The organism is Actinomyces sp. Z5, assembly GCF_003287795.1.
Taxonomy (GTDB): Bacteria; Actinomycetota; Actinomycetes; order Actinomycetales; family Actinomycetaceae; genus Actinomyces; species Actinomyces glycerinitolerans.
On record NZ_QMIN01000013.1, the window covers coordinates 1 to 12,760 of the forward strand.

Annotated in this window: 11 protein-coding genes; 5 read left to right on the forward strand and 6 right to left on the reverse strand. The window is 71.9% G+C overall.

Annotated elements, in window-relative coordinates:
• Nucleotides 1–289: 289 nt before the first annotated feature.
• The 5 genes from DRB06_RS01200 (at nt 290) to DRB06_RS01220 (ending at nt 4,442) form a co-directional block, all read left to right on the forward strand.
• On the forward strand, nt 290–646 hold the full coding sequence (locus tag DRB06_RS01200; protein WP_111818929.1) for a FeoA family protein: 357 nt from the start codon (nt 290–292) through the stop codon (nt 644–646).
• Nucleotides 643–2,793 carry a ferrous iron transporter B gene (locus DRB06_RS01205; RefSeq protein WP_111818930.1) on the forward strand — a complete coding sequence of 717 codons (2,151 nt, stop codon included), beginning with the start codon at nt 643–645 and terminating at the stop codon, nt 2,791–2,793. The genes DRB06_RS01200 and DRB06_RS01205 overlap by 4 nt, the downstream gene beginning before the upstream one ends.
• A gap of 176 nt (nt 2,794–2,969) precedes the next feature.
• Complete coding sequence (locus tag DRB06_RS01210) at nt 2,970–3,185, forward strand: hypothetical protein (protein ID WP_073333878.1); 216 nt, start codon at nt 2,970–2,972, stop codon at nt 3,183–3,185.
• Nucleotides 3,178–3,813 (forward strand): Fic family protein, encoded by a 636-nt coding sequence (locus DRB06_RS01215; protein ID WP_108969161.1) that lies wholly within the window; start codon nt 3,178–3,180, stop codon nt 3,811–3,813. Before DRB06_RS01210 ends, DRB06_RS01215 begins: the two co-directional genes overlap by 8 nt.
• 83 nt (nt 3,814–3,896) lie before the next feature.
• On the forward strand, nt 3,897–4,442 hold the full coding sequence (locus DRB06_RS01220; RefSeq protein ID WP_111818931.1) for a NifU family protein: 546 nt from the start codon (nt 3,897–3,899) through the stop codon (nt 4,440–4,442).
• A gap of 69 nt (nt 4,443–4,511) precedes the next feature.
• Here DRB06_RS01220 and DRB06_RS01225 read toward each other — a convergent pair whose 3' ends face one another.
• The 6 genes from DRB06_RS01225 to DRB06_RS01255 all read right to left on the reverse strand — a co-directional run bounded on the left by DRB06_RS01225 (nt 4,512) and on the right by DRB06_RS01255 (nt 12,641).
• A complete protein-coding gene (locus DRB06_RS01225) occupies nt 4,512–6,857 on the reverse strand; it encodes a hypothetical protein (RefSeq protein WP_111818932.1) in 2,346 nt (781 codons plus the stop codon).
• Nucleotides 6,854–7,534, reverse strand: coding sequence for an ATP-binding cassette domain-containing protein (locus DRB06_RS01230; RefSeq protein ID WP_108969168.1), 681 nt, complete (start codon nt 7,532–7,534; stop codon nt 6,854–6,856). The genes DRB06_RS01225 and DRB06_RS01230 overlap by 4 nt, the downstream gene beginning before the upstream one ends.
• Before the next feature lie 220 nt (nt 7,535–7,754).
• The gene (locus DRB06_RS01235) at nt 7,755–8,993 is read right to left on the reverse strand and encodes a TIGR04053 family radical SAM/SPASM domain-containing protein (RefSeq protein ID WP_234415958.1); all 1,239 of its coding nucleotides are present in this window, start codon (nt 8,991–8,993) and stop codon (nt 7,755–7,757) included.
• The gene (gene hemQ / locus DRB06_RS01240; RefSeq protein WP_108969171.1) at nt 8,990–9,796 is read right to left on the reverse strand and encodes a hydrogen peroxide-dependent heme synthase; all 807 of its coding nucleotides are present in this window, start codon (nt 9,794–9,796) and stop codon (nt 8,990–8,992) included. The genes DRB06_RS01235 and hemQ overlap by 4 nt, the downstream gene beginning before the upstream one ends.
• A gap of 17 nt (nt 9,797–9,813) precedes the next feature.
• Nucleotides 9,814–11,325: a ferrochelatase gene (locus tag DRB06_RS16455; RefSeq protein WP_258522101.1), complete on the reverse strand. Its 1,512-nt coding sequence runs from the start codon at nt 11,323–11,325 to the stop codon at nt 9,814–9,816.
• Complete coding sequence (locus tag DRB06_RS01255; RefSeq protein WP_111818933.1) at nt 11,322–12,641, reverse strand: glutamyl-tRNA reductase; 1,320 nt, start codon at nt 12,639–12,641, stop codon at nt 11,322–11,324. Before DRB06_RS01255 ends, DRB06_RS16455 begins: the two co-directional genes overlap by 4 nt.
• Nucleotides 12,642–12,760 lie beyond the last annotated feature (119 nt).

The window sequence follows — 12,760 nt, forward strand, 5'->3', positions numbered from 1 at the left end:
CGGTAACGACCCCATAACACCCACGCCAGGTCCATACCCGTGACGCTCGCCACATTTCACCGCGAGACCACCAAAGCAGCCACCACAACGAAATCCCCGGCGCTACCTACAGGCACACATCCAGGCATGGCCCCGGTCACAGGATTTCCGCTGATGCTTACCTCAGCCTATCTTTGACTCGGCAAGCGGGCGCCAGCGCCCGCTCGACACCGCGACCCGCCCGGTCAGCACGGCCGATCGGCACCTACTGCCCCGCACCGTGAGCGTCACCAAGACCAAGGAGCCAGACATGGCCGCACCGACCACGGCCAGCACAACATCATCTGGGCCCGCAGCCTCGGTCGTCTCCCTGCCCACCCTGCCTCGTGGCACGCGCGCCCGCATCACCGCCGTCTCCGCCGATCGCGGCGAGGCCCTCGCCCGGCGGCTGGCGGACCTCGGCTTCGAGCCCGGCCGCGAGGTCGCAGTGGGCCGCCGCGCCCCCCTGGGCGACCCGACCGTCTACCACGTCGCCGACTATGAGCTCAGCCTGCGCCGGCGCGACGCCGCACTGGTGTCCGTGGAGGTCCTGGCGCCCGCCTCCGCGCCCGCTTCTCCATCGGAGCCCGCCTCACAAGCACCCGCCGCACCGGAGACCGCCGTATGAGCACCGCCGTCGAAACCACAACGGCCCCGGGCCAGACAGGTACGCCCATCGACATGCCCTCCTGCCACGAACCCTCCTGCCACGGTTCCGCGTCCTCCGCCCCGGTCGACGCCGCCGCCCGCATCGCCCTGGCGGGCGCCCCCAACGCGGGCAAGACCTCCATCTACAACACGCTCACCGGCCTGCGCGCCAAGACCGGCAACTATCCGGGCGTCACGGTCTCCCGCTCCCTGGGTGCCCTGGAGCTCTCCGCCGCCGAGACCGGCTCCGCCCCGCTCACCCTCGCCCTGGAGGACCTGCCGGGCGCCTACTCACTGGAGCCCATCAGCCCCGACGAGCGGGTCGTGCACGACGTCCTGACCGGCCACTGCCACGACGTCGCCCCGCCCGACGCGCTGCTGGTCGTCGTCGACGCCACCACCCTGTCCCGCTCCCTGGGCTTCGTCGCACAGGCCCTCGCCCTGGGCCTGCCCACCGCGCTCGCAGTCACCATGACCGACGAGCTGACTCGCCGCGGCGGCCGGCTCGACGTCGAGGCGTTGGGCAACGCGCTCGGCGTGCCCGCGGTGCGGGTGATCGGCAACCGCACCACCGGCATCCCGCAGCTGCGCCGCACGCTCGCCGCCTGGCGTGACTGGTCGCGCGCCCCCATCGCGCCACCGACCAGCGGCCCGGAGCGCACCTCCTGGGTGGAATCGATCCTCGCCGCCGCCGACTACACCGCCCCCGTGCCCGACTCACGCACCGCCGCCGTCGACCGGGTGCTGCTGCACCCGCTGTGGGGCACGCTGGTGTTCTTCGCGGTCATGTTCACCTTCTTCCAGGCCATCTTCACCTGGGCCGCTCCCTTCCAGGACGCCATCGAGGCCGGCTTCGGGCTCCTGGCCGACGCCGTCCACACCTGGCTCGACGCCCCCGCGCCGCTGCTGGCGGGGCTGCTGGCCGACGGCGTGATCGGCGGCGTCGGCGGGGTGCTGGTGTTCCTGCCGCAGATCGCCATCATGTTCCTGCTGATCGCCCTGATGGAGGGCGTGGGGTACATGTCGCGCGCCGCTTTCCTCATGGACCGGGTGATGAGCCGGGCGGGGTTGGAGGGGCGCGCCTTCGTGGCGCTGCTGTCGTCGCTGGCGTGCGCCATCCCCGGCATCATGGCCACCCGCACGCTGCCCAGCGCCAAGGACCGTCTGGCCACCATGCTGGCGGCGCCGCTGATGACCTGCTCGGCGCGCCTGCCCGTCTACATCATCATGATCTCCCTGCTGGTCGACCCCGGCCAGCGCATTGGCCCGTTCGGGGCGGCGGGCACGATCATGTTCGGCCTGTACCTGGCGGGGGCGGTCGCGGCCATGCTGGCCGCCCGGGTGGTCAAGCGCCTGACCGACCGGGACGGCGTGCTGCTGCCCTTCTACATGGAGATGCCGCCCTACCGGCTGCCGCGCGCCCGCACGGTGGCCCTAATGGTGTGGGACGCATGCAAGGGCTTCCTGAAGAAGGCGGGCACCATCATCCTGGCGGCCACCATCCTGGTGTGGGTGGGGCTGAACGTGCCCGCCCGCTCGGAGGCGGAGTTCACCGCCCACTGCGACACCAGCGCCGAGTGCGCGCCGATCGCCGCCGCCGTGGCCGACCCCGCCTCCTCCACGGTCCTGGACGACGACGGCGCGGTCGTAACCGACCCCGAGGAGCTGCAGGCGCTGCTGGACGCCCAACGCACCAGCTACACCATGGACTCCTCGCTGGCGGCATCCATTGGCAAGGCGATTCAGCCGGTGTTCGAGCCGCTGGGCTTCGACTGGCGGATCAACGTGGCGGTCATGTCGTCCCTGGTGGCCCGGGAGACGGCGGTGGCCACACTCGGGCAGATCGCCGCCGCCGGGGACCCGGAGGAGCCGGGTGCGCAGCTGGCGGCCATGACCTACTCCGAGGACACGCTGGTGGCCCACGCCGGCGAGCCCCTGTTCAACCCGGCGACGGTCGCGGCGGTGCTGGCCTTCTTCGTCTTCGCCATGCAGTGCATGGCTACCGCCGGGGCGATACGCCGCGAGACCGGCACCTGGAAGTGGTCGGCGATCGCATACGGCTACCTGTTCGTGCTCGCGTGGGTGGCCGGGGCCGCCGCCCACGCCGTGGTGGCCGCCCTCATTTGACCCGGAACCGGCGCCACCGGCCCCGCCCCCCTCGCCGAGATCGGTAGAAGCTACGTACTGAGATCGGTTCAGCCCGCGCGGCCAGGCCGCACATCCGCCGCACCGAAACTGCCCGGACTCGTCCTTTACCCCTTGTACTCAAGACGGTAGCCTGGGCGCAGGAGAGGAGCCTCGAGATGGTTGTCAAGACTGTCCCGATTGTTGATGTTGAGCAGTCGCTCGCGTTGATCGAGAAGGGCCAGCAGCTCGCTGGTCACTTCCCGGATGAGGAGGACATGGGGCGCGCGCGCCGGATCCTGACGGGCGAGCTGTCGCCGGAGGCGGCGCGCGCAGAAGTTCGGGATGCGTTGGCGCAACTTGGCGCGAACGAGTGTGCTACCGGCCGTGGCTGAGGACGACCGCTACACGATCCCTGGAAGCGGAGGAGTACTCCGCAACAAGCTTGGGTTGATCACGCAGGCCGGTGTCGATCGGGCGATGAACATCAGTGCCTCGGCGGAGTGGGCGATTTTGCAGCTCGAGCCGATCCCTGATCGGCTCGACCTTGATTATCTTCGCTCGATTCATCGGCGTTTCATGAGCCCGGTACTGGATTGGGCGGGCGAACTGCGGAAGGTAGGAGACGAGGTTGGAGCGGGCGGTACGCCGTTCCAGTACGCACCATCGGAATTCTACAAGCCGTATCTTGATGCGTTGTTCGATCGGCTTGCGGAAGAAGACTATCTGGTAGGTCTTCCAGAGAAGGAGTTTGCTGACAGGCTCGCGGATCGCTGGGGGACGCTGACATTCTGTCATCCGTTCCGCGACGGCAACACCCGCTCACAGAGTGCCTACATCGACCGACTCGCGACACGTGCGGGTCACCCTATCGATTGGCAGCACGTGAACGTGTCTGAACTGCGCGAGGCGCGTCTGTCTGCGGCGTTCCGCGTTGGTGGTGAGCAGGTACTGTCGAACTACCTACAAATGCGACTCTTGCCGCCATCACGCAGCGCCACCCTGCGCTTTGCACCGGAGTAAGCCGTACGCGGGGAGACCAGGGTGCAGCGATCCGGCACGGCAGGATCGTCCAGCCGCACGCCAACCCACCGAAAGGAGCCGCCATGAGCGTCGTCCCCACGCATCCCGTGGCGACCCCAGACCCGGCCGTGCTGCGTTGGGTGATCCCCGACGGGCTGCTGGACTTCTCCGGGACCGTGGCCCGCGCCCCGCGCCTGCTGCAGACCCTGCTCGACGACGGCACCCTGGCCGGCATTGAGGCGGTGCCCGGGGCGGTACTCACGCTCCTGGGCGAGGGCCGCAGCTGGCGGGACGACGGCGCCCGGGTGCGCACCGCCCTGGTGAACGCGCTCGGCGCGCCCGGGGCGTGGGAGCCGGCGGCGGGCGCCGTCGGGGTGGGGCCGGACGCGGCCCTGGAGGCGGCGGCCCGGGAGATCGCCGCCGGGACGGTGGGGGCGATCGCCGCGGCCCACGGCGGCTCCTTCACCGTGCAGAAGGTGGCCGACGGCGTCGTCGAGGTGGCCCTGGAGGGCGCCTGCCGCGACTGCCCGGCGGCCGTGATCACCATGCATGCGCGCTTCGAGCACCTACTGCGACGCCGCTGCCCATGGCTGGCCAAGGTGCGCGAGGCGCCGAGGTCCGCAAGCTAGCGGGCTCACCTCGCCAAGCCCCGCCAACGCGCTCTGAATGGACAGGGAAGGCGTGTGCGAGGCGCCCGCTTAATCGTCGCCCTGGCTGCGGGGCGTGCGGGCCGCGGCCACCAGCAGGCCGACGGCCACCGCCGCCGACGCCGCGATGGGCATGGCCCACCACCAGCCGAAGGAGCCGGTCACCAGGGGATTGTTCATTATCAGCGCAGGTTGCGCCCCGAAGCGGCCGAGCAGAGCCGCCACGGTCGTGCACGCCACCACGCTCAGGCCCAGTGGCACCGCCAGGGCGCACTGGCCGCGCCTGCCGACGCCGTAGTCCCGCGCCTGCAGGCGCACGGACCGCAGCCGCCCCAGGAAGGTGATCGCCGCCAGCCCCTGGCCGATCACCGCCACCAGGCTCGCCGCGACCGGCAGGGCGAGGGCCTGCCGCATCAGCTGGCGCTGCTCCGGCGAGTCCGGCTCGATTACAAAGGCGTAGCCGGCGCGGGTGATGACGTCGCTGCGGAAGGCATCACGCTCATCGTCGGGCAGGGAGCCGAATTCCGGCAGGTGGATCGTGCGCACGTTCGATGGCTCCAGCCCCAGCGCCTCCACCTGCGGGTCGTCGGCGGCGAGCACCACGTCGGGCAGCCACTGGCTGTCCAGCAGATTCGACGGGGACAGCCCCGTCACCTCGGCGGTCTCCTCCACCTGGTCCGTGACCGGAGTGAAGAAGACGCGCGTCGCCCTGTCTTCGGCACCGCCGCCCAGCAACTCGGCTGCCGCCGTGCCGGCCAGCGCGGAGGCGGGCCCATCCTCAGGCGCGAGGGCAATGAGCCCCAGGGCGGTGAAGCACATGGCGTCGGTGCAGTCCGACTCTCCCACCGGGGCCACCCGCGGCTGCCGCTCGTCCTCGCGCAACTCGGTGAATACCATGGCCGACTCCATGGCCTGCGGGTACGCGGCGGTGAGCACGGCGACGTCCTGCGCGGTCAGTCTCTCCACCGTCAGCGTCTGATCCTCTCGCCCATCGGTCCCGTTAGCGAAGTGGAGGCTCGCACTGTAGAAGGCGGCGAAGCCGGTGAACATCATGGTGGCCATGAGCACGGGCAGTGCCACCGTGAGGCAGTGGCGCACGGCCGTGCTCGCGGTGGGCGTGCGCCGCAGCCACGGCAGGCTGAGCAGCAGCACCGGGGCTGCCAGCGCCCCCACGATCACACCCAGGATGTGGCCGGTCAGCACGCGGTGGGGCTCGGCGACGCGCAGGTAGACGAGCACCACCGCCGCGATCACGCCCACCGCGCCCAGCGCCACCCCGTAAGCGGGGCGTAGGTGCCAGGCCGCACCCCTGGTGTCGGCTGACCAGCGGCGCAGCCGGTCCGGCAGTGCCCCCACCGCGGCGGCGAGCAGCAGCCAGGCCAGGATCAGGCCTCCGCTCTGCCACAATGCCGGACGGTAGCCGTCCCAGTACTGTCCTAGCGCCGTGCCAATGGCCCCGTGGCCGACGCCGAGGGACACCTGGGCGGCGATGATCCCGAGAACGCTGCCCACAAGGAGTGTCAGCGGCATGCCCGCGCCGGCCAGCACCGTTGCACGCTGTGGCGTCGCCCCCGCGGCCCGCAGCGCCCCGGCGACGCGACCGGCATGGGGCCGATCCGCGGCCAGGGCGGCGCCGCAGGCGGCGCCGGCGCTCAGCAGCAGTAGCGCCAACAGCACCGGGAACCCGGCCAGTTGCCGGGAACTGACCTCCTGCACGGCAGACCGAACGGCATAGTCGACCCCAGCTACCGTTACCGCACCGCTACCACACTGCTTACCCACCCCGATCTGTTCGCACGGGTCGGCGTCACTGAGCCAGGAGGAGATCGCCGCGCCGGCATCCAGGACCTCGCCGGATACCGCGACGGCCGTGGGCTCATCCGGCGCGGCGGGATTGCGGGTAATGCCGGTAACCGTGTACTCGGCTGTGCCTTCGGGAAGATCCTCCGAAGTCAATTCCAGGCGGTCGCCCACGCTCAGGCCCGTGCGCCGTGCGACCTCTGCGGAAATGGAGGCCTCGCCGTCGGCGCGCGGATAGACGCCCTGCGCGAGCACGCCGGTGCGGGAGGGCCCACTCAGCACGGACACCTGCGCATCGGAGACGGCCTGCGGCCCGCTCAGGGCTGCGCTGATGCGCAGCACGGCCGCCGCCTGGCCTTCGTCCGCCAGCGCGCGCATGCGCTCGGACAGCTCGTCGCTGTCGCCGCTGACCTGGTAGCGGTAGCCGCCGAATTCGGCGCGCGCCCCGGCCTCCACCGTGGCCAGGAAGGTGGCCCTGCCGCTCAGCAGCAGGGAGCCGAACAGCGCCAGCACGCCGGATAGCAGCAGTGCCGCGGCAAACAGTCCCGGATGCGCACGCACCGAGCGGGTAATGACCCGCAACTGCAGACGGGTCACCGCTGGGCCCCGCCCGTCATGGCGCCCACCGAGGAAGGTTCGGCTACGAGGTCGTGGTCGTGGATGCGCAGCACCACGTCGGCATACTCGGCCACCACCGGGTCATGCGTGGCTACCAGCACCAGCAGGCCGTCGTCGTGGGCCAGGTCGGCGAAGCGCCGGGCAATCTCCCTCGTGGCCTGCTCGTCGACCGCGCCGGTCGGCTCGTCGGCGAGCAGGACCTGCGGGGCGGTAGCCAGTGCGCGGGCGATGGCCACCCGCTGCTGCTCACCGCCCGAGAGGCTACCCACTGCGGCGTTGGCCTGCCCGGCGAGCCCGAGCTTGTCCAGCAGTGCGGCGGCGTCGGGGAAGGTACCGACGCCGCCACCCGCGGAGGCGAACTCCTGTGCCAGTTTCACGTTCTCGACCGCGGTCAGGTACGGGACCAGCCGGTAGTCCTGGTAGACCTGGGACACGCGCCGGGCACCGCCGGTGCCCGCCAGCTCGATCGTTCCGGTATCCGGTTCGAGCTCGCCGGTAATCAGGCGGAACAGGGTGGTCTTACCCGAACCAGAGGGCCCCATCACCGCGTACAGCCGCCCGGCCGCGAGCCGACAGGCAACGTCCCGGTAGATGACGCGCTCGCGTGTGCCGCCGTAGGCGAAGCCCACGCGATCGAATACGAGTTCCAGGGGCATGCGTCCTCCCGTCCTTGGGCCGGCTTCCCGCCCTTGGCCGACTCCTTCGCACGATAGCGCCCCCGCCCTCTGCTACGAGCTTTTGCACCCTGGTGTGTGGGAAATTGCCGCACACCAGGGTGCAAAAGCTCGTGATGGACGGGGAAGGCGTGCGCGAGGCACCGAGGTCCGCGAGCTAGCGGGCTCCCCCGCCCCCGCGCTCATCGGCACCGGCATGCGTTCAGGCGGGTCGTCCCGAACGCGCGGGCGCGCTCAGCAGCGCCTTCACGTCCTCGGGGTAGGGGAAGGAGCCGGGCTGGTAGGCGCACAGGGGCTCCTCCGCGTGCAGGTCCCCGGTGCTGTTGAAGGCCCGCGCCCGCGAGCCGCCGCACACACGGTTGTACTCGCAGGCCCCGCACTTGCCCTTGAGCCGGGAGGTGTCCCGCACCCCGGTGAAGACCTCGCTGTTGCGGTAGATCTCCGTCAGGGAGGCCTCGCGCACGTTGCCGGCGCTCTTCTCCAGGAAGCCGGAGGGGGTGACGTCGCCGATGTGGGAGATGAACATGAAGCCGTTGCCACTGGAGACGGTGATCGGGGGCCGACGCCGCCGCTCGCCGTGGTCCAGGCCCAGCTCCACGATCCGCTCCCGCAGGCTGCGATACAGCGGCCCCAGGTGCATGGCGGCGATCATGTCCTCACCCTCGATGCCCCGCTGCGCCAGCGCGTAGCGCTGCAGGGAGACGCGCCGGAAGTGGTGCCCCTCGGTGGTCTTGGCGGGCACCGCCTCGCCCATGTCGTAGAAGATGTTGAGCACGTCCTCGATCTCGGCGGCGTCCAGGCTGCCCAGGTCCACCCCACGGCCCGTGGGCACCAGCAGGAACCCGGACCAGGTCATCGCCCCGTACTCGCGCACGAGCGCGGCGATGTCCGGCAGCTCGTGGACGTTGTGGCGGGCGACGACGGAGTTGATCTGCACCTTCATGCCCAGTTCGCGGGCCGCCTGCCAGCCGGCGACGGTGCGGTCGAAGGTGCGCTCCACGCCGCGGAAGGCATCGTGGGTGGCGGCGGTGGCGCCGTCGAGCGACAGGGAGATGACCCCGGCGCCCGCGTCCTGAATGCGGGCCAGGGACTGCTTATTCAGCTTGTCCGTGCCGGAGGGGGACACGGCCATGTGCAGGCCCAGGCCACTGCCGTAGGCGACCAGCTCAGCCAGGTCGGGGCGTTCGAAGCAGTCCCCGCCGGTGATGATGAAGATGACCGCCGGCTTGCCGAAGGAGGCGGCCTCATCCATGAGGGCCTTGGCCTCGGCGGTGGTCAGCTCGCGGGGGTCGCGCAGGGGCCGGGAGACGGCCCGGCAGTGGCGGCAGGCCAACTGGCAGGCGCGGGTGGACTCCCAGGTCACCAGCATGGGGCGCTGCGCCGGGTCGTGGTGCGGCATGCGCACCGGCCGGGCGGTGCGGGGGCGCGTGGCGGTGCTCATGCGCGGGGCTGGCGTTCGGCCCACTCGTGGGGGCTGACGCGGCAGCCGGTGTAGAAGGGGGTGTCCACGCGCACGTGCAGGCGGGCCTCCGTGTAGCGCTGGCGGTGGATGACCCCTTCCAGGCGGTCCAGGGAGTCGGCCTCGAAGCCGAGCACCCACTCGTAGTCGCTCATGCCGAAGGCGGCGAGCGTGGAGCCCTTGACGTCGGGGTACTTGGAGAAGCCGTTGCGGCCGTGGGCGGCCATGATCCGCGAGCGCTCCTCGGGCGCCAGCAGGTACCAGTCGTAGCTGCGCACGAAGGGGTAGACCATGCACCAATCGCGCGGCGCCACACCGCCGAAGCAGGCGGGGATGTGCTTGCGGTTGAACTCGGCGGGCGTGTGCAGGCCCATGCAGGACCACACCGGCTCCAGGTAGCGGCCCAGGGCGCTGGCGCGCAGCCGGTGGTTGGCGTCCTGCAGCTTCTCCGGGTCGTCGTCGAGCCACCAGACCATCAGGTCGGCGTCGGAGCGGAAGCCGGCCACGTCGTACCAGCCGCGCGTGGTCACCTCGGATACGTCCACGAAGTGGGTGGACTCCCCCACCAGGCGACGGCGCGTGTCCTCCAGCGGCGGCAGCGGCGCCGCCAACCGGTAGACGGCGAACAGGGCGTAGTGATTGTTGTTGTTGACGGCGTCGAAGTCGACCTCGGCGGCGTCGCGCGGGTCGTGGAAGGGGCGGCGCTCCTCATCCTCGAAACGGTGCAGGCGCGGGGCGCCCTGACCGGAGTCGACTTCGGGGTGAGAGTTCTCGTGGTCGCTCATGGTGTCTCCTTCGTCGATTACTGGTGGGTGGTGGTTTGGGAGTGTTTTCCGCTCGGGTGCCCGGCGGGCCGGGCGGCGGGCCGACAGCAGGTGGGAGGGCAGACGGTGTGGAAGGGACCGGTGCCGGTGGTGGACTCGGGGCGCACGTCCTCGCCCCGGGCGACGGCGGCCCGCTCGGCGAGCACGTCGGCCAGGGAAGCCACGAACTCAGGGTGCGTGCCGGCCGTGGCCGCGCGCACGTAGGGCAGGCCCAGGTGTGCGGCGGTATCGCGGGCCTCGGTGTCCAGGTCGAAAACGACCTCCATGTGGTCGGCCACGAAGCCGATGGGGGCGACGACGACGCCCGCCGGCACCGCCACAGCCCGCCCGTCGGTCAGGCGCCCGGCGGCCAGTGCCTCGAGGTGATCGTTGACGTCGGGCTCCAGCCAGCGGGCCTGGGGCGGGCCGGAGCGGGAGCAGTAGACCAGGTCCGCCTGCGGGCGCCTGCCCAGGCGGGCGGCGACGGCGTCCAGCAGCACCGCGGCCAGGCGCTCGTGCTGGGCGACGTAGGAGATCTCGGTGGACAGGTCCGCGGCAACGCCGGGCTCAGGGAGGGAAGGGTGGGGGAGCCCCCCTCGGCTACCATCCGCGCCGCTCGTTCCTCGCGGCGCTCCCGCCAGCCCCGCCACGCCTTCGGGGGCCTCCCCGGTCCCCCAGGACTCGCGGGAGGGGCCGGAGAGCTCTCCTCGGCTACCATCCGCGCCGCTCGTTCCTCGCGGCGCTCCCGCCAGCCCCGCCACGCCTTCGGAGACCTCTCCGGCCCCTCCGATAGCACTCCCTCCCGAGGCGCGTTCCTCGGCGGTGGGCGCGGACAGGCGCTCCATGGACTCCGGGATGGAGTGGGTGACCAGCACCAGCCGGATGCCGTCGGCGCTCACGCCGTCGGCCACCAACTGGTTGAAGGCGGTGACGATGGCGTCGGTGTTGGCGGCCAGCATGCCCGGCGTGTTGTAGAAGGGGCGGGTCTTGTCCACCACCAGCTCCACCGGCCCGCCCCCGGCGCCGCCGACGCGGGCGGCCGCGTCCGCCTCCCGGCCGCGCCCGGTGGCCCCGTCGGCGCCGACGGCCAGCAGCGCCAGCGCACCGGCGACGTCCTCCCGGTACTGGCGGCAGCCGGAGTAGGAGGCGTAGGCGGCGGTGGTGAGGGCCAGGATGCGGCGGGCACCGCCGTCGGCGAGCTCGCGCAGGGCCTCGGAGACGAAGGGGTGCCAGTTGCGGTTGCCGATCACCACGGGCACCCGGCTCCCGCGGGCGGCCAGCTCGGCGCGCAACGTATCCAGGAGTTCGGCGTTGCGGGCGTTGATCGGGGAGACGCCGTCCCAGCGGCCGTAGTGGCCGGAGACCTCGCGCAGCCGGGAGTCGGGCACGCCCCGGCCGGCGGTGGCGTTGCGCATGAAGGGCAGTACGTCGTCGGGGCCCTCGGGGCCGCCGTAGGACAGCAGCAGGACGGCGTCGTAGGGGGCGAGCGGATCGACGGCGGTGGGGCTCATCGAGCCTCTCCCGGGGTCGCGGCTTCGCGCAGGTCCGCGGCGATTTCTACACCCAGCAGCAGGTTGAGGGCGTCGAGGTAGTCCTGGCCGCGGCCGGCCTCGGCGGCGGCGCGGGCGGCGACCGTGGGATGGTGCAGCATGCGGGCGGCCAGGTGGTGCAGGGCGCGGGCGGCGTCACCGGCGTCCACACGGCCGTCGACCACGCGCAGGCGGGCGACCTCCTCCTCCACCAGTTCCGCGACGTGACTGCGCAGGGAGCACACGACCGGGTCCATGCGCCGGCCGCACAGCATGCGTTCGAACAGGGCGGTCTCCTCGTCGACGATGCGGCGGGCGGCGTCGACCTGCCGCGCCTCGGCCGCGGGCACGGCGCGCTGCACGCTGGGCAGGTCGATCAGCTTCACGCCGGGCAGGGAGCCGACCGCCACCTCCACGTCGCGGGTCAGCGCCAGGTCGAGCACCACCAGGGGGCGCCGGCCGGTCGCCTCGGCGGCAGCGGCGTCGGAGACCCGCCCGCGCCCGGCGACGGCGGGGGCCACGAGCTGCCGGGTGAGCACGGGCGCACCCAGGCCCCGGCAGGTGATGACCAGGTCGGCCGCCTCCAGCGCACCGGGGAGCTCGACGTCGGCGACGGCCCGCAGGCCCCGGCCTACGGCGAAGGCCTGCGCCCGGTCGGAGCGGGAGTAGACGGCGATGTCGGTGACACAGCGGCGACGCAGGGCGGTGACGGTGGCGCCCGCATAGGCGCCGGTGCCGACGATCAGGACCCGCACGCCCGGCAGCGGCGGCAGGTGGCGCGCCGCCAGGTCGATACCGACGGCGACGACGGAGCGGCCGTTACCGGCCAGGCCGGTCTCGTGGGCGACGCGGCGGGAGGTCGTGGAGGCGTGCTCGACGGCGCGGGTGAGGTCCGTCGACAGGGTGTCCTCCTCGGCGGCGACCCGCATGGCGCGGCGCAGCTGCCCGGCGATCTCACGCTCACCCACCACCATGGACTCCAGTCCGGCGGCGGTCGCGAACAGCTGGGAGACGGCGTCCGTGCCGCACCAGGCGGTCAGGTCGACGGCGTCGGCGCGCAGATCCGCGCGCCGGGCCAGGCCGTCCGTCACCTGTCGGCGCAGGCCGTCCGCGGCGACGGCCTCGGGCGCGTCGAGCAGGAGGGCGAGCCGGTTGCAGGTGCCCAGGACGATGACGCCGCGCAGCGCGGGGACGGCGCCCATCAGGTCGGGGCCGAGGTGCGCGGCGGTGGCGCCCAGGCGGGCGACCGCGTCGAGGCCCTGGGTGCGGTGGTCGGCGGAGAGGAGATGAATCGTCACAGCGGGTGGTAGTTAAGCATTGGATGCCGTTCGGGGCACAATTATCACCGGCACGGCCGCCCCCTATTCCGACGGGCCGTCAGAAAACCTTTCCGACGACCCGTCCGATACGGGAGAAA

Excerpts from the sequence above, each read along its gene's own strand:
- hemQ (WP_108969171.1), bottom strand. The coding sequence starts at position 9,796 with ATGAGCGACCACGAGAACTCTCACCCCGAAGTCGACTCCGGTCAGGGC.
- DRB06_RS01200 (WP_111818929.1), top strand. The coding sequence starts at position 290 with ATGGCCGCACCGACCACGGCCAGCACAACATCATCTGGGCCCGCAGCC.
- DRB06_RS16455 (WP_258522101.1), bottom strand. The coding sequence starts at position 11,325 with ATGAGCCCCACCGCCGTCGATCCGCTCGCCCCCTACGACGCCGTCCTG.
- DRB06_RS01230 (WP_108969168.1), bottom strand. The coding sequence starts at position 7,534 with ATGCCCCTGGAACTCGTATTCGATCGCGTGGGCTTCGCCTACGGCGGC.
- DRB06_RS01220 (WP_111818931.1), top strand. The coding sequence starts at position 3,897 with ATGAGCGTCGTCCCCACGCATCCCGTGGCGACCCCAGACCCGGCCGTG.
- DRB06_RS01210 (WP_073333878.1), top strand. The coding sequence starts at position 2,970 with ATGGTTGTCAAGACTGTCCCGATTGTTGATGTTGAGCAGTCGCTCGCG.
- DRB06_RS01205 (WP_111818930.1), top strand. The coding sequence starts at position 643 with ATGAGCACCGCCGTCGAAACCACAACGGCCCCGGGCCAGACAGGTACG.
- DRB06_RS01235 (WP_234415958.1), bottom strand. The coding sequence starts at position 8,993 with ATGAGCACCGCCACGCGCCCCCGCACCGCCCGGCCGGTGCGCATGCCG.